This is a genomic window from Escherichia sp. WS1265, assembly GCF_046487585.1.
GTDB lineage: Bacteria > Pseudomonadota > Gammaproteobacteria > Enterobacterales > Enterobacteriaceae > Escherichia > Escherichia coli.
This window is the reverse complement of the sequence record NZ_JBJQJE010000016.1, coordinates 107,762-125,199: the sequence shown is the minus strand read 5'-3', so window position 1 is coordinate 125,199 and position 17,438 is coordinate 107,762. Positions and strand designations below refer to the sequence as shown.

The following is a 17,438-nucleotide window of genomic DNA, read 5'->3' as shown; positions in this document are numbered from 1 at the left end:
GTGCGATGTGGCACAGGAATATACTGTTGAACAACTAAACCACGGCCGTAAAGTCTATGACTTTATGCGCTGGGACTACTGGGCTTTTGGCATCTCTGGTCTGCTGTTAATCGCCGCTATCGTTATTATGGGCGTGCGCGGCTTTAACTGGGGGCTGGATTTCACCGGTGGTACGGTTATCGAAATTACGCTCGAAAAACCGGCTGAAATTGACGTAATGCGTGATGCATTGCAAAAAGCCGGTTTTGAAGAGCCGATGCTGCAAAACTTTGGTAGCAGCCACGACATCATGGTCCGTATGCCGCCTGCTGAAGGCGAAACCGGCGGTCAGGTGCTGGGCAGCCAGGTCCTGAAGGTGATTAACGAATCCACCAATCAGAATGCGGCAGTGAAGCGTATTGAGTTCGTCGGTCCGAGCGTGGGGGCAGACCTTGCGCAAACCGGTGCGATGGCGTTGATGGCGGCGCTGCTGTCTATCCTCGTGTACGTAGGTTTCCGCTTTGAGTGGCGACTGGCGGCAGGGGTTGTTATTGCGCTGGCGCACGACGTTATCATTACGCTGGGTATTTTGTCGTTATTCCATATCGAGATTGACCTGACCATTGTGGCATCGTTGATGTCAGTTATCGGTTACTCGCTTAACGACAGTATCGTGGTATCGGACCGTATTCGTGAAAACTTCCGCAAGATCCGTCGCGGTACGCCTTACGAAATCTTTAACGTGTCCTTGACCCAGACGCTGCACCGTACCTTGATCACATCCGGTACTACCTTGATGGTTATCCTGATGCTGTACCTCTTCGGTGGTCCGGTACTGGAAGGCTTCTCGCTGACCATGCTTATCGGTGTTTCCATCGGTACTGCATCTTCCATCTATGTGGCATCTGCGCTGGCTCTGAAACTGGGTATGAAGCGCGAACACATGCTGCAGCAGAAAGTGGAAAAAGAAGGGGCGGATCAGCCGTCAATTCTGCCTTAATCAAGTTCCCGTTGATGTTGAAAATCCCGGTCAGAAGATCGGGATTTTTTTTGATGTATGGAGATTGCGAAAATCCCCGCATCTTGGGAAACTGCGCGTAACCCTACATTTCATCCAGGTAACTTTTCATGGCTATCATCCCAAAAAACTATGCGCGGTTAGAAAGCGGCTATCGCGAAAAAGCATTAAAAATCTATCCGTGGGTCTGCGGTCGCTGTTCTCGCGAGTTTGTTTATTCCAACCTGCGTGAACTTACCGTTCACCACATTGATCACGACCATACCAATAACCCGGAAGACGGCAGTAACTGGGAGTTATTGTGTCTTTATTGCCACGATCACGAGCATTCAAAATATACCGAAGCAGATCAGTATGGTACGACCGTTATCGCAGGGGAAGATGCGCAGAAAGATGTCGGTGAAGCGAAGTACAACCCATTCGCTGATTTAAAAGCGATGATGAATAAGAAGAAGTGATAAAAAATGCCGGATATGGAATCCGGCATTCTCACAATTAGAAGTTGTAACCTACTACCAGGTAACCACCCCAGCCGGTAGAGCGAACGTTGAAGTTGCCGTTGCCGAAGTTCAGTTCTGCATCGTCGTTCCACTGACCACCGTCGTGCCAGTAACGAGCTACGACAGAGTAGTGCCAGTGATCGTAGTTCAGAGCCAGAATATGGCTGGAAGCGATGGAGTTATTGGTACGGGTCTTAATACCGTTGATTGCATTACCGCTGTCATCCCCTAAATCGGAACCCCAGTCGAAGTTGGTAAAGCCGATGTAGCTCAGCTGACCGCCCCACAGATCGGTAATCGGCACAAAGTATTTAATTTTGAAACGGTAACCGTCCCACTCGTTTTCATTCGCTGCGCCATAGTTCTGCCACTGGTATTTCGCATAGACGTTCATGGACAGGCTCATCGGCAGGCCAGTATCGATATCGGTACCCAGACCCATGTACCAGGTGCTCTGGCGACCATCTTTATTACGACCCATGTCGTAAATGTAGTTGTTCGCGAAGTACCACTCTTTGAACGGACCAAAGCTAAGGTCAGTATTGGTCAGCTTGTCGATGGAGAAACGTGGTTCGATTTCCATAAACAGCGGAGAACCGTGGTTCCAGATACCTTTTGCATTGGAGTTACCGCCGAAGAATACCGGCGCATCCGCATAACCATAGAAGTCGAACCAGTCTTTTTTAGCGAATGCTTCGTACTCAAGGTAGGTATCGTTGCGGATCTGCGGTCCGAAACGGGTGTGATAGCTTCCGACAACGTTAACGCTCTGGTGCCACCAGTCGGAAAGATACTGCGGTTTGTCGTTTTCAGCTGCGTTGACAGTAAAAGACGAAGAGAGCGCCAGTACCGCACCGGCTGCCAGTAATGTTTTTTTCATATGTATGCCACTGTTTGAAAATCCCTTGCGGGAGTGAAAAAGGCGCAAATTGCGTTTCTAAATATTTCGTATACAGAGGAGCCTATTATAAAAATCATTGCTCACAAAAATATGTTTCGTTTCACAGTTCTATCATTTACGTAATCGATTGCGTTCACGTTTACACACATTCGGGCGGGGATTGTACTGACTTTCACCCTTGTTGCAAACTTTTACTATCAATCTGGGTGATGTAAGCAGAGTAACAAAATGATGGGGAAAGATGTTGCGGGACGCACAAAACGCCCTGCGATACGTTTACTGCATAACAGGTTGAATGTCGTGGATACGTACAAAGCCTAACTGATCCACAGAAATACCCTTTAACTGTAACGGAATATCAACATCGCTGGGGGCGAGGACGCTGGCAGGGGCGTTAATCAATTGATTCTGCACATTGATTTCCTGAAAGTTGTCTATTGTTCCCTGAATTTGCCCATATTCAACAGTTCCGCTGAATGCGGGCAAGGGATCATTCGACTCGCCCTGAATACGTAGCGTCAGGGTGGTGCCATCTGTATCAGGCGTAATATTCACCAGCGACATACGTAAAGTACCGATCTGGCTTTCCAGTCTTGCTGGTGTTTTCGCTCCAGGCAGAAGGTAAACCCCACTGCTGGATTTTGCATTCAGCCTGTTTTGCTGAGTGATTTTGACCGTTTCTTTATTAAGTTGTGTCATCTCCTGGTTCAGTGTGCTGACGCTGTGTTTCATCTGCCGCACTTCGCTTTGCTGCACACAGGCGCTAAGGCTGAACAGGCTTCCCAGCAGGAGCAGTCGAAAAACGTTAGTATTCATAGGTCGTCCCTTTCTCGTCGCAATTAGCCTAATGGTAGAGGGTAAAAGCAGCGAAAGCATCGATCCTTTATCTCAAAAGCGTTGCGCCTTTGTTGTATCGTCAGTTCAGGGTAAAATAGATTTCTGTTAACCACCTGGTCAGGACGCCGTATGCATTGCCCATTCTGTTTCGCCGTGGACACTAAGGTAATTGACTCTCGTCTCGTGGGCGAGGGCTCATCTGTACGCCGCCGTCGGCAGTGTCTGGTGTGTAATGAACGTTTCACCACCTTTGAAGTGGCGGAGCTGGTTATGCCGCGTGTTGTAAAAAGCAACGACGTGCGTGAACCGTTTAATGAAGAGAAATTGCGTAGCGGAATGCTGCGCGCGCTGGAAAAACGTCCGGTGAGTTCCGATGACGTCGAAATGGCAATCAATCATATTAAATCGCAGCTGCGCGCAACCGGTGAGCGCGAAGTGCCGAGCAAGATGATTGGCAATCTGGTGATGGAGCAATTGAAAAAGCTCGATAAAGTCGCCTATATCCGTTTTGCCTCTGTCTACCGCAGTTTCGAAGATATCAAAGAATTTGGCGAAGAGATCGCGCGCCTGGAGGACTAAGCCGTGCAGGACGAGTATTACATGGCGCGGGCGCTAAAGCTGGCGCAACGAGGACGTTTTACCACGCATCCCAACCCGAATGTCGGGTGCGTCATTGTCAAAGATGGCGAAATTGTCGGTGAAGGTTACCATCACCGTGCTGGTGAACCACACGCCGAAGTACATGCGTTGCGTATGGCTGGAGAAAAAGCCAAAGGTGCGACTGCGTATGTGACACTCGAACCTTGCAGCCATCACGGCCGTACGCCGCCTTGCTGTGATGCATTAATTGCCGCAGGCGTGGCGCGCGTGGTTGCCGCAATGCAAGACCCCAATCCGCAGGTCGCTGGACGTGGACTTTACCGTCTGCAACAGGCTGGCATTGACGTCAGCCACGGGCTGATGATGAGTGAAGCCGAGCAATTGAATAAAGGCTTTCTCAAGCGGATGCGCACCGGCTTTCCTTATATTCAGTTAAAACTTGGCGCATCGCTTGATGGTCGCACGGCGATGGCGAGCGGCGAAAGCCAGTGGATCACTTCGCCCCAGGCGCGGCGTGATGTACAACGACTGCGCGCGCAAAGTCATGCCATTTTAACCAGCAGCGCCACGGTGCTGGCGGATGATCCAGCCTTAACGGTGCGTTGGTCTGAACTGGATGAACAAACTCAGGGGCTCTACCCGCAACACAATCTCCGCCAGCCGGTACGTATTGTGATTGATAGCCAAAATCGCGTGACGCCGGAACATCGCATTGTGCAGCAGCCCGGCGAAACCTGGTTCGCGCGTACGCAGGAAGATTCTCGTGAGTGGCCGGAAACGGTGCGTACCTTGCTGATTCCAGAGCATAAAGGTCATCTGGATCTGGTTGTACTGATGATGCAACTGGGTAAACAGCAAATTAACAGCATCTGGGTGGAAGCGGGGCCAACGCTCGCTGGCGCATTGCTACAGGCTGGTTTAGTTGATGAGCTGATTGTCTATATCGCACCTAAACTATTAGGCAACGACGCCCGTGGATTATGCTCGCTGCCAGGGCTTGAGAAATTAGCCGATGCCCCCCAATTTAAATTCAAAGAGATACGTCATGTAGGCCCGGATGTTTGCCTGCATTTAGTGGGTGCATGATCTCCCGGCTCGAAAGGGAAGCAGCGCACGAAATATTATGCTAAAATCCGCCCCCCTGCGGGGCCATACTCGAACCCGAAGGAAGAAAATGAACATTATTGAAGCTAACGTTGCTACCCCGGACGCTCGCGTCGCCATCACCATCGCGCGTTTCAACAACTTTATCAATGACAGCCTGCTGGAAGGTGCAATTGACGCACTGAAACGTATCGGTCAGGTAAAAGATGAAAACATTACCGTTGTTTGGGTGCCTGGTGCCTATGAGCTGCCGCTGGCGGCGGGTGCACTGGCTAAAACCGGTAAATACGACGCGGTGATTGCGCTGGGTACGGTTATTCGTGGTGGCACTGCCCACTTTGAATATGTCGCTGGTGGTGCAAGCAACGGCCTGGCGCATGTTGCCCAGGACAGCGAAATTCCGGTTGCTTTTGGTGTTCTGACCACTGAAAGCATTGAACAAGCGATCGAACGTGCTGGCACCAAAGCTGGCAACAAAGGTGCAGAAGCTGCACTGACCGCGCTTGAAATGATTAATGTATTGAAAGCCATCAAGGCCTGAAATTAGTAAGGGGAAATCCGTGAAACCTGCTGCTCGTCGCCGCGCTCGTGAGTGTGCCGTCCAGGCGCTCTACTCCTGGCAGTTGTCCCAGAACGACATCGCTGATGTTGAATACCAGTTCCTGGCTGAACAGGATGTAAAAGACGTTGACGTCCTGTACTTCCGTGAGCTGCTGGCCGGGGTGGCGACTAACACCGCATACCTCGACGGACTGATGAAGCCATACCTGTCCCGCCTGCTGGAAGAACTGGGCCAGGTAGAAAAAGCAGTACTGCGCATTGCGCTGTACGAGCTGTCTAAACGTAGCGATGTGCCATACAAAGTGGCCATTAACGAAGCGATCGAACTGGCGAAATCGTTCGGCGCAGAAGACAGCCATAAGTTCGTCAACGGCGTACTCGATAAAGCAGCACCTGTGATTCGCCCTAACAAAAAGTGATATCCAGGCCGGTAGATTCACGGAAGACCGTTCCGCGATCGCTGGCCTTTTCTTTTTTACCTGCTGAGGCATAACGTATGGCATGTGGCGAGTTCTCCCTGATTGCCCGTTATTTTGACCGTGTAAGAAGTTCTCGTCTTGATGTCGAACTGGGCATTGGCGACGATTGCGCACTTCTCAATATCCCCGAGAAACAGACCCTGGCGATCAGCACTGATACGCTGGTGGCGGGCAACCACTTCCTCCCTGATATCGATCCTGCTGATCTGGCTTATAAAGCACTGGCGGTGAACCTAAGCGATCTGGCAGCGATGGGGGCCGATCCAGCCTGGCTGACGCTGGCATTAACCTTACCGGACGTTGACGAAGCGTGGCTTGAGTCCTTCAGCGACAGTTTGTTTGATCTTCTCAATTATTACGATATGCAACTCATTGGCGGCGATACCACGCGTGGGCCATTATCAATGACGCTGGGTATCCACGGCTTTGTTCCGATGGGACGGGCCTTAACGCGCGCTGGGGCGAAACCGGGTGACTGGATCTATGTGACCGGTACACCGGGCGATAGCGCCGCCGGGCTGGCGATTTTGCAAAACCGTTTGCAGGTTGCGGATGCTAAAGATGCGGACTACTTGATCAAACGTCATCTCCGTCCGTCGCCACGTATTTTACAGGGGCAGGCTTTGCGTGACCTGGCAAATTCAGCTATCGATCTTTCTGACGGGCTGATTTCCGATCTCGGGCATATCGTTAAAGCCAGCGACTGCGGCGCACGTATTGATCTGGCATTGCTGCCGTTTTCTGATGCGCTTTCTCGCCATGTTGAGCCAGAACAGGCGTTGCGCTGGGCGCTCTCTGGCGGTGAAGATTACGAGTTGTGTTTCACGGTGCCGGAACTGAACCGTGGCGCGCTGGATGTGGCTCTCGGTCATCTGGGCGTACCGTTTACCTGTATCGGGCAAATGACCGCCGATATCGAAGGGCTTTGTTTTATTCGTGACGGCGAACCTGTCACGTTAGACTGGAAAGGATATGACCATTTTGCCACGCCATAAAGATGTCGCGAAAAGTCGCCTGAAGATGAGTAATCCGTGGCATCTGCTTGCTGTTGGATTCGGAAGTGGATTAAGCCCAATCGTTCCTGGCACGATGGGATCGCTGGCGGCGATCCCTTTCTGGTATCTGATGACCTTTTTGCCCTGGCAGCTCTACTCGCTGGTGGTGATGCTGGGGATCTGTATCGGCGTCTATCTTTGTCATCAAACGGCGAAAGATATGGGCGTGCACGATCACGGCAGCATTGTCTGGGACGAATTTATCGGCATGTGGATCACGCTCATGGCATTGCCGACCAATGACTGGCAGTGGGTCGCCGCCGGATTCGTCATTTTCCGTATTCTGGATATGTGGAAGCCGTGGCCGATCCGCTGGTTTGATCGCAATGTGCATGGTGGTATGGGGATCATGATCGACGATATTGTTGCTGGGGTGATTTCCGCAGGAATCCTGTACTTTATCGGTCATCATTGGCCGCTGGGTATTCTTTGATGCCATTGACCGGGTGGTGTAGTCGATTCCAGACCACCCGGTTTGATTTATAAATGAACAGTGCCCCAATTTTGGGGCACTCTGTTAAAGTAAAATCCGACATCACCGAATATATTATGCGGAGATATTTCAAGGTGTAACTTTGTCACTCATAATTCAATGACACTGAAATATCGTCAGTCGACGAACTCATAATAATTACTCATATATTCTGACTGTTGCCGAAAAATATCATCAAAATTATCCTTAATGGTTTTGTTTATAGTGTTGAATAAATTTTTAGAAAGTTCATCTATTTTATCTTGAATCTTTGGTTTTATTTCATCTTGAATTTCACGGGTAACCAAAAGTTGGTCCAATTGATCATCCATTTTGTATTTTGCAATTAATTGTGCAGTTAAAGGTATTTTCTTTAAATAATCATTTTTTGTTATTTTATACTGGCCGATGAAATATTGCCTGGCTTGTTCTTGTTTATAGTTAAAAATCTCATTGTATTTTTTTCTGCTTATTTTTCCTTCAAGATTCATTGCTTGATTGAATATGCTCTTTAAATGCTGATTATAGAAAATAAAATTATCGATATCTTGTATTATTTTAGTGGTTGTTGATTTTTCATCAAATTTTAATGACTCAGGGTTTTTATCTGATTCAATATAGTCAAGAATAATTTTTGCTAATGGGCTAATATCTTTTTCTTCTGTTGATTCTGCTTCTGCTTTTAATATCGGATTAAAAAGGTCGGTACGGTAAAGTTTCGTGCCTTTCATCCTGACGATGTCAGGAAGAATAGTGTTTGAAAGATTAGCCTCGCTAAAGTCCACATTTTGGCAATCACTTTCTGATAAATCTGCCCAATTGAAAGTGGTTTTAACACAGGAGCAGTTAGTTAGAATCATCCCTTTCGTTTCATTCCCATGTGATTTCTGATAAGTTATCCTTTGTATTATTTGATCTGCTTCTGGATATTGCATCTCAGGTTCTTTTTCTTTACCATATATCACCGCATTATCAAGAATTGCGCCAGTGCAATTCATATTTGTTAGATCGCATTTGATAAATCTACAACTGTTAAAATTTGCATTTGTACAATTCGTATTTGTAAACTTGACGCTATCAAAATAAGTATGTTCGAAGTTGACATTTGAGCAGTTACAGTTTCCCAGATCTATACCGAAATCTATATCGGGATCTTTATTGGGATCTTTACCGGAAATATTGCTGTGTGCTAGATATAGACCGCTGAAATCGTAATATCCATTGTCATCCTTTTCTATTGGGAGTGAATAAGTCTTTACTACCTCGTTAACAATAGAGATAGTTCCACGTATCATCAGATTTTCTCCGACTTTATAAAAAATAATGTTATGTTTGATGGTGCTGTTGTATGGCTCTGGCAATGAGGATGCAATTTTATTCCAGAAACAACAAAGCGTGGTCTGCTTTTGTTTGGGCGAGAGGTTATCAAATTTCAGGTTTAAATATGAGTCTAAATCTGACGATGCATCTATATTAAAATTGGGATCTGGAGTTAACGCTGAATTATAATTTAGAACTGACAATGTATTGATGTATTTATGAATCGATTTAAATGCCTTTTGTTTATCACTGTCCAGAAAAAAATCACGAATTTTGTTCCATAGCCTTTCGATAAGATTTTGATTTAAATCGTGCTTCATTGAATTTCTTAAATCTGCAACCGGTACATCAGTAAACAGGATCGGTTGTTTGGTGATGGTTTTCATCATGATTGTAATCCTCTTACATTGACTAAATAAGACAGTTTTAGGGGATATTACCTGGAGAAACTATCAAAAATCGCTCAAAGGGATGAAGACGATGAATAGCTGCAAATTCAATCACGAAGAATTTCTCTTGCAGAGGTGGATTATGGTTACAGAAGGTGATGGGAGGTACGTTGTCCCCATCATCGCAGACGATGGGGAATTCAGCAGATAAAATGGGCGAAAAGCGAAATTTACTTAAATCCTACGACCGGATGCGGTTTATACGGTGTTTCCAGTTCAGCAATCTGTTCCGGCTTTAAAGTGATATCCACCGCGTTCAACAGCTCATCAAGCTGTTCCTCCCGAGAAGTTCCGATAATCGGTGCGGCAATGCCCGGTTTACTCAACAACCAGGCCAGCGCAACTTGTGCTCGTGTTGCACCGAGTTCTTCACTGACGCCCGTTAACCGCTCTGCGATCTGCGCGTCATTTTCATCGCTTTCTTTATAGAGATTTTTACCCACCTCATCAGACACCAGTCGTGCGGTAGTTTCTCCCCACGGACGTGTCAGACGGCCCCGCGCCAGCGGGCTCCACGGAATCACCGCTACGCCTTCCTGATAACACAGCGGCAGCATCTCGCGCTCTTCTTCACGATAAATCAGATTGTAGTGATCCTGCATACTGACAAACTGCGCCCAGCCGTGCTGTTTTTGTAGTTCCAGTGCTTGAGCAAACTGCGAAGCGTGCATGGATGACGCGCCGATATAACGCGCTTTTCCGGCTTTTACCACGTCGTTGAGGGCTTCCAGCGTCTCTTCGATCGGCGTGTTGTAATCCCAGCGATGAATTTGCAGGATATCAACATAATCCATGCCGAGACGGCGCAGGCTGTCGTCAATAGAACGTAGAATTTGCGCACGGGATAATCCTTCCGGTAAATCACCAACGCGATGGAACACTTTGGTGGCAACGACCACGTCTTCACGACGGGCGAAATCCCGCAGTGCGCGACCGACGATCTCTTCGCTGCTGCCATCGGAATAGCTATTGGCGGTGTCAAAGAAATTTATGCCGCCTTCCAGCGCGCGTTTAATGATGGGACGGCTGCTCTCTTCCGGCAGTGTCCATGCGTGATTACCGCGATCTGGCTCGCCAAAGGTCATACAGCCGAGGCAAAGTCGGGAAACGCGAAGGTCGGTTTTTCCTAAGGGGTTGTATTGCATGCTGCCACTCCTGCCATGAATAATTTCTTAAGCATAGCAGGAGTGGAGTAGGGATTATGCCAGCCAGGCCTTGATTTTGGCTTCCATACCAGCGGCATCGAGGCCGAGTTCGGCGCGCATTTCTTCCTGCGTTCCTTGTGGAATAAAGAAGTCAGGCAGGCCAATGTTCAGCACGGGTACTGGTTTACGATGGGCCATCAGCACTTCGTTCACGCCGCTGCCTGCGCCGCCCATAATGGCGTTTTCTTCTACGGTGACCAGCGCTTCATGGCTGGCGGCCATTTCCAGAATTAACGCTTCATCAAGCGGTTTCACAAAACGCATATCGACCAGCGTAGCGTTCAGCGATTCAGCGACTTTCGCCGCTTCTGGCATCAGCGTACCAAAGTTAAGGATCGCCAGTTTCTCGCCACGACGCTTCACAATGCCTTTGCCAATTGGCAGTTTTTCCAGCGGCGTCAACTCCACGCCTACCGCGTTGCCACGCGGGTAGCGCACCGCTGACGGGCCATCGTTATAGTGATAGCCGGTATAGAGCATCTGGCGACATTCGTTTTCATCGCTCGGGGTCATAATGACCATTTCCGGTATGCAGCGCAGGTAAGAGAGATCAAAAGCGCCCTGGTGGGTTTGACCATCAGCACCAACAATGCCCGCGCGGTCGATGGCGAACAGGACCGGAAGCTTTTGAATTGCCACGTCATGCAGCACCTGATCATAGGCGCGTTGCAGGAAAGTGGAGTAGATCGCGACAACGGGTTTGTACCCACCAATCGCCAGACCCGCCGCAAAGGTCACTGCGTGTTGCTCGGCAATTGCCACGTCGAAGTAGCGATCCGGGAATTTACGAGAAAACTCAACCATACCGGAACCTTCACGCATCGCCGGAGTAATCGCCATCAGCTTGTTGTCTTTCGCTGCCGTTTCGCACAACCAGTCGCCAAAGATTTTTGAATAGCTTGGTAAACCGCCGCTACTTTTCGGCAAACAACCGCTGGAGGGATCAAATTTAGGCACGGCGTGGAAGGTGATTGGGTCTTTTTCTGCCGGTTCATAACCACGACCTTTTTTGGTCATGATATGCAGGAACTGCGGGCCTTTCAGGTCGCGCATGTTCTTCAGCGTGGTGATAAGCCCCAGCACATCGTGACCGTCCACCGGGCCGATGTAGTTAAAGCCCAGCTCTTCAAACAATGTGCCAGGCACCACCATGCCTTTAATATGTTCTTCGGTACGTTTGAGCAGCTCTTTAATGGGCGGAACGCCAGAGAAAACTTTTTTCCCGCCTTCGCGCAGTGAAGAGTAAAGCTTACCGGAAAGCAGCTGCGCCAGATGGTTGTTGAGCGCACCGACATTTTCGGAAATCGACATTTCATTGTCGTTGAGAACCACCAGCATATCAGGGCGGATATCGCCCGCGTGATTCATCGCTTCAAACGCCATGCCAGCGGTAATAGCGCCATCGCCAATGACACAGACGGTACGGCGATTTTTGCCTTCTTTCTCGGCAGCAACCGCAATACCAATTCCGGCACTGATGGAGGTTGATGAATGCCCGACGCTTAATACGTCATATTCGCTTTCGCCGCGCCACGGGAACGGGTGCAGACCGCCTTTCTGACGGATGGTGCCGATCTTGTCGCGGCGTCCGGTCAAAATTTTATGCGGATAAGCCTGATGCCCCACATCCCAGATTAACTGGTCAAACGGGGTGTTGTAGACATAGTGCAGCGCCACGGTCAGTTCGACCGTGCCCAGCCCGGAGGCGAAGTGCCCGCTGGAACGGCTCACGCTGTCGAGTAAATAGCGGCGCAGTTCGTCGCAGAGTTTCGGTAAACTCTCTTTCGGCAACAGTCGTAACTCCTGGGTGGAGTCGACCAGTGCCAGGGTCGGGTATTTGGCAATATCAAAACTCATCAGGGGCCTATTAATACTTATTGTTTATTTATTACGCTGGATGATGTAGTCCGCTAGCGCTTCCAGTGCCGAGGTATCGAGTGACTGTTCAGCCAGTTGTTTCAGCGACTGACGGGCATCGTCGATCAGATCCCGGGCTTTCTTCCGGGCTTGCTCAAGACCCAGAAGTGCAGGGTAGGTACTTTTACCAAGTTGCTGGTCGGCACCCTGGCGTTTTCCCAACGTTGCAGTATCTCCTACCACATCCAGGATGTCATCCTGAACCTGGAAGGCAAGGCCGATGCTCTCTGCGTACTTGTCGAGTACTGGCAGAGCACGACGTCCTTTATCTCCGGCGCTTAATGCACCAAGGCGAACGGCGGCGCGAATCAATGCGCCGGTTTTATGACGATGAATACGCTCAAGCGCGTCCAGAGGTACGTGTTTGCCTTCCGCATCTAAATCTAATGCCTGACCACCGCACATTCCGGCAATACCGCTGGCGCTCGCCAGTTCTGAAATCATCGAAATTCTGTCGCGATCCGACACTTCCGGCATATCGGCATCGCTTAAAATCGAGAACGCCAGCGTTTGTAAAGCGTCGCCAGCGAGAATCGCGTTTGCTTCGCCAAACTTCACATGGCAGGTTGGCAAACCGCGACGCAGATCGTCATCATCCATTGCCGGTAAATCATCATGAATTAATGAGTAAGCGTGGATACACTCTACGGCGGCAGCGGGTGCGTCCAGCGTGTTTGTGCTAACGCCGAACATATGACCGGTGGCATAAACCAGGAAAGGTCGCAGGCGCTTACCACCTAATAATGCGCCATACTGCATGGTTTCGACCACGGGAGTGTTCTGAAAGGGCAGTGGGGCGATAAAACGGCTCAGCGCCTGGTTGGCCTGCTTAACGCAGGCTTCGAGTTGCTGCGGAAAGTCCATTACTCATTGTCCGGTGTAAAAGGGGTTAGAGAGGCGTCTTCATTGTCAGACAGCAGAATTTGTACGCGCTGTTCGGCTTGTTGTAATTTGGCCTGCCCCTGACGTGCCAGCTGCACGCCGCGTTCGAACTCGTTCAGCGCCTCTTCCAGCGGCAGGTCGCCACTTTCCAGACGGGTTACAATCTGTTCCAGCTCGCTCAGCGCCTTTTCAAAGCTGGCGGGCGCCTCATTTTTCTTCGGCATAATGAATGTCTGACTCTCAATATTTTTCGCCCCGTCATGGTAACGGACTCAGGGCAAATAGCAAATAACGCGCAATGGTAAGGTGATGTGCGCAGCAAAGCGATGTTAGTGGTATACTTCCGCGCCTGGATGCAGCCGCAGGTGTGGGCTGCTGTATTTTTCCCTATACAAGTCGCTTAAGGCTTGCCAACGAACCATTGCCGCCATGAAGTTTATCATTAAATTGTTCCCGGAAATCACCATCAAAAGCCAATCTGTGCGCTTGCGCTTTATAAAAATCCTTACCGGGAACATTCGTAACGTTTTAAAGCACTATGATGAGACGCTCGCTGTCGTCCGCCACTGGGATAACATCGAAGTTCGCGCAAAAGATGAAAACCAGCGTCTGGCCATTCGCGACGCCCTGACCCGTATTCCGGGTATCCACCATATTCTCGAAGTCGAAGACGTGCCGTTTACCGACATGCACGATATTTTTGAGAAAGCGTTGGTTCAGTATCGCGATCAGCTGGAAGGGAAAACCTTCTGCGTACGCGTGAAGCGCCGCGGCAAACATGATTTTAGCTCGATTGATGTGGAACGTTACGTCGGCGGCGGTTTAAATCAGCATATTGAATCCGCGCGCGTGAAGCTGACTAACCCGGATGTCACTGTCCATCTGGAAGTGGAAGACGATCGTCTCCTGCTGATTAAAGGTCGCTATGAAGGTATTGGCGGTTTCCCGATTGGTACCCAGGAAGATGTGCTGTCGCTCATTTCCGGTGGTTTCGACTCCGGCGTTTCCAGCTATATGTTGATGCGTCGCGGCTGCCGCGTGCATTACTGCTTCTTTAACCTCGGCGGCGCGGCGCATGAAATTGGCGTGCGTCAGGTGGCGCATTATCTGTGGAACCGCTTTGGCAGCTCCCACCGCGTGCGTTTTGTCGCTATTAATTTCGAACCTGTCGTCGGGGAAATTCTCGAGAAAATCGACGACGGTCAGATGGGTGTTATCCTCAAACGTATGATGGTGCGTGCCGCGTCTAAAGTGGCTGAACGTTACGGTGTACAGGCGCTGGTCACTGGCGAAGCACTGGGCCAGGTGTCCAGCCAGACGCTGACTAACCTGCGCCTGATTGATAACGTCTCCGACACGCTGATCCTGCGTCCGCTGATTTCTTACGACAAAGAGCACATCATCAACCTGGCTCGCCAGATTGGCACTGAAGACTTTGCCCGCACGATGCCCGAATATTGCGGTGTGATCTCCAAAAGCCCGACGGTGAAAGCGGTTAAATCGAAGATTGAAGCGGAAGAAGAGAAGTTCGACTTCAGCATTCTCGATAAAGTGGTTGAGGAAGCGAATAACGTTGATATCCGCGAAATCGCCCAGCAGACCGAGCAGGAAGTGGTGGAAGTGGAAACCGTCAATGGCTTCGGCCCGAACGACGTGATCCTCGATATCCGTTCTATCGATGAACAGGAAGATAAGCCGCTGAAAGTCGAAGGGATTGATGTGGTTTCTCTGCCGTTCTATAAACTGAGCACCAAATTTGGCGATCTCGACCAGAACAAAACCTGGCTGTTGTGGTGTGAGCGCGGGGTGATGAGCCGCCTGCAGGCGCTCTATCTGCGCGAGCAGGGCTTTAACAATGTGAAGGTATATCGCCCGTAATTTGTGGTTTTTACGTCGCATCTGGTCAGATGCGACGTTTGCCGCATCCGCCACTACTCGTAATAATTATAAATCCCTGCCGCCATCACCAGTTGTGATGCCACTTCATGGGCTTTTTCACGCCCAACCAGCAGGTCGATAATTTTCAGACCAAAGTCGATAGCTGTACCCGGCCCCTGACTGGTCAGCAATTTTACCCGTGCATCCCAGACGACGCGCTTGTCCTGCCATTGTTCGGCGGGTATTTTGTCTTTCAGCGTCGGGAAGCCGGTCATATTGCCAATCGGGAAGATATCGTGCGGGACCAGCACGGTGGCTGGTGCGGCGCAAATAGCCGCGACGATACGCCCGGAACGGTGGAACTGTTTAACGGTTTCAACCAGCAGGGTGCTATCGCGAAAACACTCTGCGCCTTTAATGCCTCCAGGCAGCACGATCACGTCATATTCGCCATCAGCTACTTCGACCAGCGGCGCATCCGCCAGCAGCTTCACGCCGCGCGAGCAGGTAATCGCCAGGTTGCCATCGCTGGCGACGCTGGCAGTGGTGACTTTGATACCGCCGCGAACCAGCAGATCGATAGTGGTGACGGCTTCAGTCTCTTCACTACCAGGGGCGAGGCAAACCAGTGCCGATGCGCTCATATTCACTCTCCTTTCTTTTTACCATTTCAAACAGGCGGGTGTTTTCCGGTACGGTAATCCCATGCGCGCGGGCGCGGCGTAAGAGAAAACCATTGATATAGTCGATTTCGGTGTGGCGCAGCGCGCGGATATCCTGCAACATCGACGAGATATTTTCCGCTGTGGCATCAATCACCTGCATCACGTAATCACGCAAATCTTCTGCTGAAGTATGATGTCCTTCGCGTTCGATCACTGCCGCGACTTCCTCGCATATCTGCATAATTTCTTGCGGATGATGACGTAATTCACCGTTCGGGCAATTCCAGATGGCAGTCAGTGGATTAATCACACAGTTGACTGCCAGCTTGCGCCACAGCTCGGCGCGAATATTGTTATGCCAGGCAACGTCAGGCAACACGGTTTGCAAAATATCCGCCAGATAACTGTAATCGCCATCCTGTTGCCGTGCCGGACCAATATGCGTGATACCGTTTGCCACATGAATAATGACATTGCCGTCGCGGCGAGCGGCATGGGTGGTGGTGCCCATCAGTAATGGCTGCTGAATGTTTTGCAACTCTTCGATGGTGCCCATGCCGTTGTGAATTAACAGTATTGGCGTAGTTACAGGCAGTGTGGACGCGAGGCTTTTGACGGCATCGGAAACCTGCCATGCTTTCAGCGTCACCAGGAGCAGATCGCTGGTGGCGAGAAAATCGGGATCGTTGGCGGTCAGCGATTCGTTAAATATCGAACCATCTGTCTCAACCAGATTCACGCTACAATAAGGTTGCGGTACGCGCAGCCAGCCCTGAACGTCGTGACCCTGTTTACAAAGTGCTGTAAGCCATAATTGCCCTAAGGCACCGCATCCCAATACGGTAATTTTCATTGTTCCTCCTCACCCGCAACCACTCCGGGTGTTCAATAAGGCTATCCCTTAATTGTGCATGCTGTTGCGACTATGCACAATTAAGGGATACGTCCTGGTGCAGGACTGTTGGTTATTTAACTTTGCAGGTATTATGCTTCGCATCAAAAATGAAGGGAGAGGAAAAGATGCCATCTTTCGATATTGTCTCTGAAGTTGATCTTCAGGAAGCACGTAACGCGGTCGATAACGCGAGCCGCGAAGTGGAGTCCCGTTTTGACTTCCGTAATGTTGAAGCCTCATTTGAGCTGAACGACGCCAGCAAAACCATCAAAGTGTTGAGCGAGTCCGATTTCCAGGTCAATCAGTTGCTGGATATTCTGCGTGCCAAGCTGCTGAAGCGCGGCATTGAAGGCAGTTCGCTGGATGTACCGGAAAATATCGTTCATAGCGGTAAAACCTGGTTTGTGGAAGCGAAACTGAAACAGGGCATTGAGAGTGCGACCCAGAAGAAAATCGTCAAGATGATCAAAGACAGCAAACTGAAAGTGCAGGCGCAAATTCAGGGCGATGAGATCCGCGTAACGGGTAAATCTCGTGATGATTTGCAGGCTGTCATGGCGATGGTACGTGGTGGCGATCTCGGTCAGCCGTTCCAGTTCAAAAACTTCCGCGATTAATCGCGACAATGTGCGTTTTGTTCATGCCGAATGCAGCATGAACAGCTAATTCGGCCTACAACGATTTGTAACTCAAGAACTTAGTAGGCCTGGTAAGCGTAGCA

General features: G+C 50.0%; 19 protein-coding genes. 10 read left to right on the top strand and 9 right to left on the bottom strand.

Annotated elements, in window-relative coordinates; genetic code table 11:
• Positions 1–7 precede the first annotated feature (7 nt).
• Positions 8–979: a protein translocase subunit SecF gene (gene secF, locus ACJHX3_RS16695; protein ID WP_000046637.1), complete on the top strand. Its 972-nt coding sequence runs from the start codon at positions 8–10 to the stop codon at positions 977–979.
• A gap of 128 nt (positions 980–1,107) precedes the next feature.
• Entirely contained in the window at positions 1,108–1,455 is a 348-nt protein-coding gene (gene yajD / locus ACJHX3_RS16690) for an HNH nuclease YajD (protein WP_000974813.1), read from the top strand.
• Between the two features lie 37 nt (positions 1,456–1,492).
• Here yajD and tsx read toward each other — a convergent pair whose 3' ends face one another.
• Positions 1,493–2,377, bottom strand: a complete 885-nt coding sequence (gene tsx / locus ACJHX3_RS16685) for a nucleoside-specific channel-forming protein Tsx (RefSeq protein ID WP_094321864.1) — start codon at positions 2,375–2,377, stop codon at positions 1,493–1,495.
• A gap of 297 nt (positions 2,378–2,674) precedes the next feature.
• Entirely contained in the window at positions 2,675–3,214 is a 540-nt protein-coding gene (locus ACJHX3_RS16680; protein WP_001314529.1) for a DUF3251 domain-containing protein, read from the bottom strand.
• A 150-nt stretch (positions 3,215–3,364) separates the two neighbouring features.
• Here ACJHX3_RS16680 and nrdR point away from each other — a divergent pair, with 150 nt between their 5' ends.
• The 6 genes from nrdR (at position 3,365) to pgpA (ending at position 7,467) form a co-directional block, all read left to right on the top strand.
• Positions 3,365–3,814, top strand: coding sequence for a transcriptional regulator NrdR (gene nrdR, locus ACJHX3_RS16675; protein ID WP_000543535.1), 450 nt, complete (start codon positions 3,365–3,367; stop codon positions 3,812–3,814).
• A 3-nt stretch (positions 3,815–3,817) separates the two neighbouring features.
• A complete protein-coding gene (gene ribD / locus ACJHX3_RS16670) occupies positions 3,818–4,921 on the top strand; it encodes a bifunctional diaminohydroxyphosphoribosylaminopyrimidine deaminase/5-amino-6-(5-phosphoribosylamino)uracil reductase RibD (RefSeq protein WP_094308351.1) in 1,104 nt (367 codons plus the stop codon).
• Positions 4,922–5,009: 88 nt separating this feature from the next.
• Positions 5,010–5,480 carry a 6,7-dimethyl-8-ribityllumazine synthase gene (gene ribE, locus ACJHX3_RS16665; RefSeq protein WP_001021161.1) on the top strand — a complete coding sequence of 157 codons (471 nt, stop codon included), beginning with the start codon at positions 5,010–5,012 and terminating at the stop codon, positions 5,478–5,480.
• 19 nt (positions 5,481–5,499) lie between these two features.
• Positions 5,500–5,919 carry a transcription antitermination factor NusB gene (nusB, locus tag ACJHX3_RS16660; protein WP_000801125.1) on the top strand — a complete coding sequence of 140 codons (420 nt, stop codon included), beginning with the start codon at positions 5,500–5,502 and terminating at the stop codon, positions 5,917–5,919.
• A gap of 77 nt (positions 5,920–5,996) precedes the next feature.
• Complete coding sequence (gene thiL, locus ACJHX3_RS16655) at positions 5,997–6,974, top strand: thiamine-phosphate kinase (RefSeq protein WP_000742096.1); 978 nt, start codon at positions 5,997–5,999, stop codon at positions 6,972–6,974.
• Positions 6,952–7,467 carry a phosphatidylglycerophosphatase A gene (pgpA, locus tag ACJHX3_RS16650; RefSeq protein ID WP_000154043.1) on the top strand — a complete coding sequence of 172 codons (516 nt, stop codon included), beginning with the start codon at positions 6,952–6,954 and terminating at the stop codon, positions 7,465–7,467. Before thiL ends, pgpA begins: the two co-directional genes overlap by 23 nt.
• Positions 7,468–7,643: 176 nt before the next feature.
• Here the strand turns inward: pgpA and ACJHX3_RS16645 are convergent, their stop codons facing one another.
• The 5 genes from ACJHX3_RS16645 to xseB all read right to left on the bottom strand — a co-directional run bounded on the left by ACJHX3_RS16645 (position 7,644) and on the right by xseB (position 13,503).
• Positions 7,644–9,215, bottom strand: a complete 1,572-nt coding sequence (locus tag ACJHX3_RS16645) for a pentapeptide repeat-containing protein (RefSeq protein ID WP_094321865.1) — start codon at positions 9,213–9,215, stop codon at positions 7,644–7,646.
• Positions 9,216–9,445: 230 nt separating this feature from the next.
• A complete protein-coding gene (gene yajO, locus ACJHX3_RS16640) occupies positions 9,446–10,420 on the bottom strand; it encodes a 1-deoxyxylulose-5-phosphate synthase YajO (protein WP_001199800.1) in 975 nt (324 codons plus the stop codon).
• Positions 10,421–10,474: 54 nt separating this feature from the next.
• Positions 10,475–12,337 carry a 1-deoxy-D-xylulose-5-phosphate synthase gene (gene dxs, locus ACJHX3_RS16635; RefSeq protein WP_000006831.1) on the bottom strand — a complete coding sequence of 621 codons (1,863 nt, stop codon included), beginning with the start codon at positions 12,335–12,337 and terminating at the stop codon, positions 10,475–10,477.
• Between the two features lie 24 nt (positions 12,338–12,361).
• Positions 12,362–13,261, bottom strand: a complete 900-nt coding sequence (ispA, locus tag ACJHX3_RS16630) for a (2E,6E)-farnesyl diphosphate synthase (protein WP_000347217.1) — start codon at positions 13,259–13,261, stop codon at positions 12,362–12,364.
• Positions 13,261–13,503, bottom strand: a complete 243-nt coding sequence (gene xseB / locus ACJHX3_RS16625) for an exodeoxyribonuclease VII small subunit (RefSeq protein ID WP_001124935.1) — start codon at positions 13,501–13,503, stop codon at positions 13,261–13,263. Before xseB ends, ispA begins: the two co-directional genes overlap by 1 nt.
• 205 nt (positions 13,504–13,708) lie before the next feature.
• On the opposite strand from xseB, the gene ACJHX3_RS16620 reads away from it, so the two are divergent.
• Complete coding sequence (locus tag ACJHX3_RS16620; RefSeq protein ID WP_000668662.1) at positions 13,709–15,157, top strand: tRNA 4-thiouridine(8) synthase ThiI; 1,449 nt, start codon at positions 13,709–13,711, stop codon at positions 15,155–15,157.
• A 53-nt stretch (positions 15,158–15,210) separates the two neighbouring features.
• Here ACJHX3_RS16620 and yajL read toward each other — a convergent pair whose 3' ends face one another.
• Complete coding sequence (yajL, locus tag ACJHX3_RS16615; protein ID WP_001276309.1) at positions 15,211–15,801, bottom strand: protein deglycase YajL; 591 nt, start codon at positions 15,799–15,801, stop codon at positions 15,211–15,213.
• Positions 15,764–16,675 carry a 2-dehydropantoate 2-reductase gene (panE, locus tag ACJHX3_RS16610; protein ID WP_000705837.1) on the bottom strand — a complete coding sequence of 304 codons (912 nt, stop codon included), beginning with the start codon at positions 16,673–16,675 and terminating at the stop codon, positions 15,764–15,766. Before panE ends, yajL begins: the two co-directional genes overlap by 38 nt.
• Before the next feature lie 167 nt (positions 16,676–16,842).
• Between panE and yajQ the strand changes: the two genes are divergently transcribed.
• Positions 16,843–17,334 carry a nucleotide binding protein YajQ gene (gene yajQ, locus ACJHX3_RS16605; RefSeq protein WP_001138904.1) on the top strand — a complete coding sequence of 164 codons (492 nt, stop codon included), beginning with the start codon at positions 16,843–16,845 and terminating at the stop codon, positions 17,332–17,334.
• The last annotated feature ends 104 nt before the right edge of the window (positions 17,335–17,438 follow it).

Coding starts and splice junctions, on each gene's coding strand:
- yajD (WP_000974813.1), top strand. CDS start 1,108: ATGGCTATCATCCCAAAAAACTATGCGCGGTTAGAAAGCGGCTATCGC.
- tsx (WP_094321864.1), bottom strand. CDS start 2,377: ATGAAAAAAACATTACTGGCAGCCGGTGCGGTACTGGCGCTCTCTTCG.
- ACJHX3_RS16680 (WP_001314529.1), bottom strand. CDS start 3,214: ATGAATACTAACGTTTTTCGACTGCTCCTGCTGGGAAGCCTGTTCAGC.
- nrdR (WP_000543535.1), top strand. CDS start 3,365: ATGCATTGCCCATTCTGTTTCGCCGTGGACACTAAGGTAATTGACTCT.
- ribE (WP_001021161.1), top strand. CDS start 5,010: ATGAACATTATTGAAGCTAACGTTGCTACCCCGGACGCTCGCGTCGCC.
- thiL (WP_000742096.1), top strand. CDS start 5,997: ATGGCATGTGGCGAGTTCTCCCTGATTGCCCGTTATTTTGACCGTGTA.
- pgpA (WP_000154043.1), top strand. CDS start 6,952: ATGACCATTTTGCCACGCCATAAAGATGTCGCGAAAAGTCGCCTGAAG.
- ACJHX3_RS16645 (WP_094321865.1), bottom strand. CDS start 9,215: ATGATGAAAACCATCACCAAACAACCGATCCTGTTTACTGATGTACCG.
- yajO (WP_001199800.1), bottom strand. CDS start 10,420: ATGCAATACAACCCCTTAGGAAAAACCGACCTTCGCGTTTCCCGACTT.
- dxs (WP_000006831.1), bottom strand. CDS start 12,337: ATGAGTTTTGATATTGCCAAATACCCGACCCTGGCACTGGTCGACTCC.
- ispA (WP_000347217.1), bottom strand. CDS start 13,261: ATGGACTTTCCGCAGCAACTCGAAGCCTGCGTTAAGCAGGCCAACCAG.
- xseB (WP_001124935.1), bottom strand. CDS start 13,503: ATGCCGAAGAAAAATGAGGCGCCCGCCAGCTTTGAAAAGGCGCTGAGC.
- ACJHX3_RS16620 (WP_000668662.1), top strand. CDS start 13,709: ATGAAGTTTATCATTAAATTGTTCCCGGAAATCACCATCAAAAGCCAA.
- yajL (WP_001276309.1), bottom strand. CDS start 15,801: ATGAGCGCATCGGCACTGGTTTGCCTCGCCCCTGGTAGTGAAGAGACT.
- panE (WP_000705837.1), bottom strand. CDS start 16,675: ATGAAAATTACCGTATTGGGATGCGGTGCCTTAGGGCAATTATGGCTT.
- yajQ (WP_001138904.1), top strand. CDS start 16,843: ATGCCATCTTTCGATATTGTCTCTGAAGTTGATCTTCAGGAAGCACGT.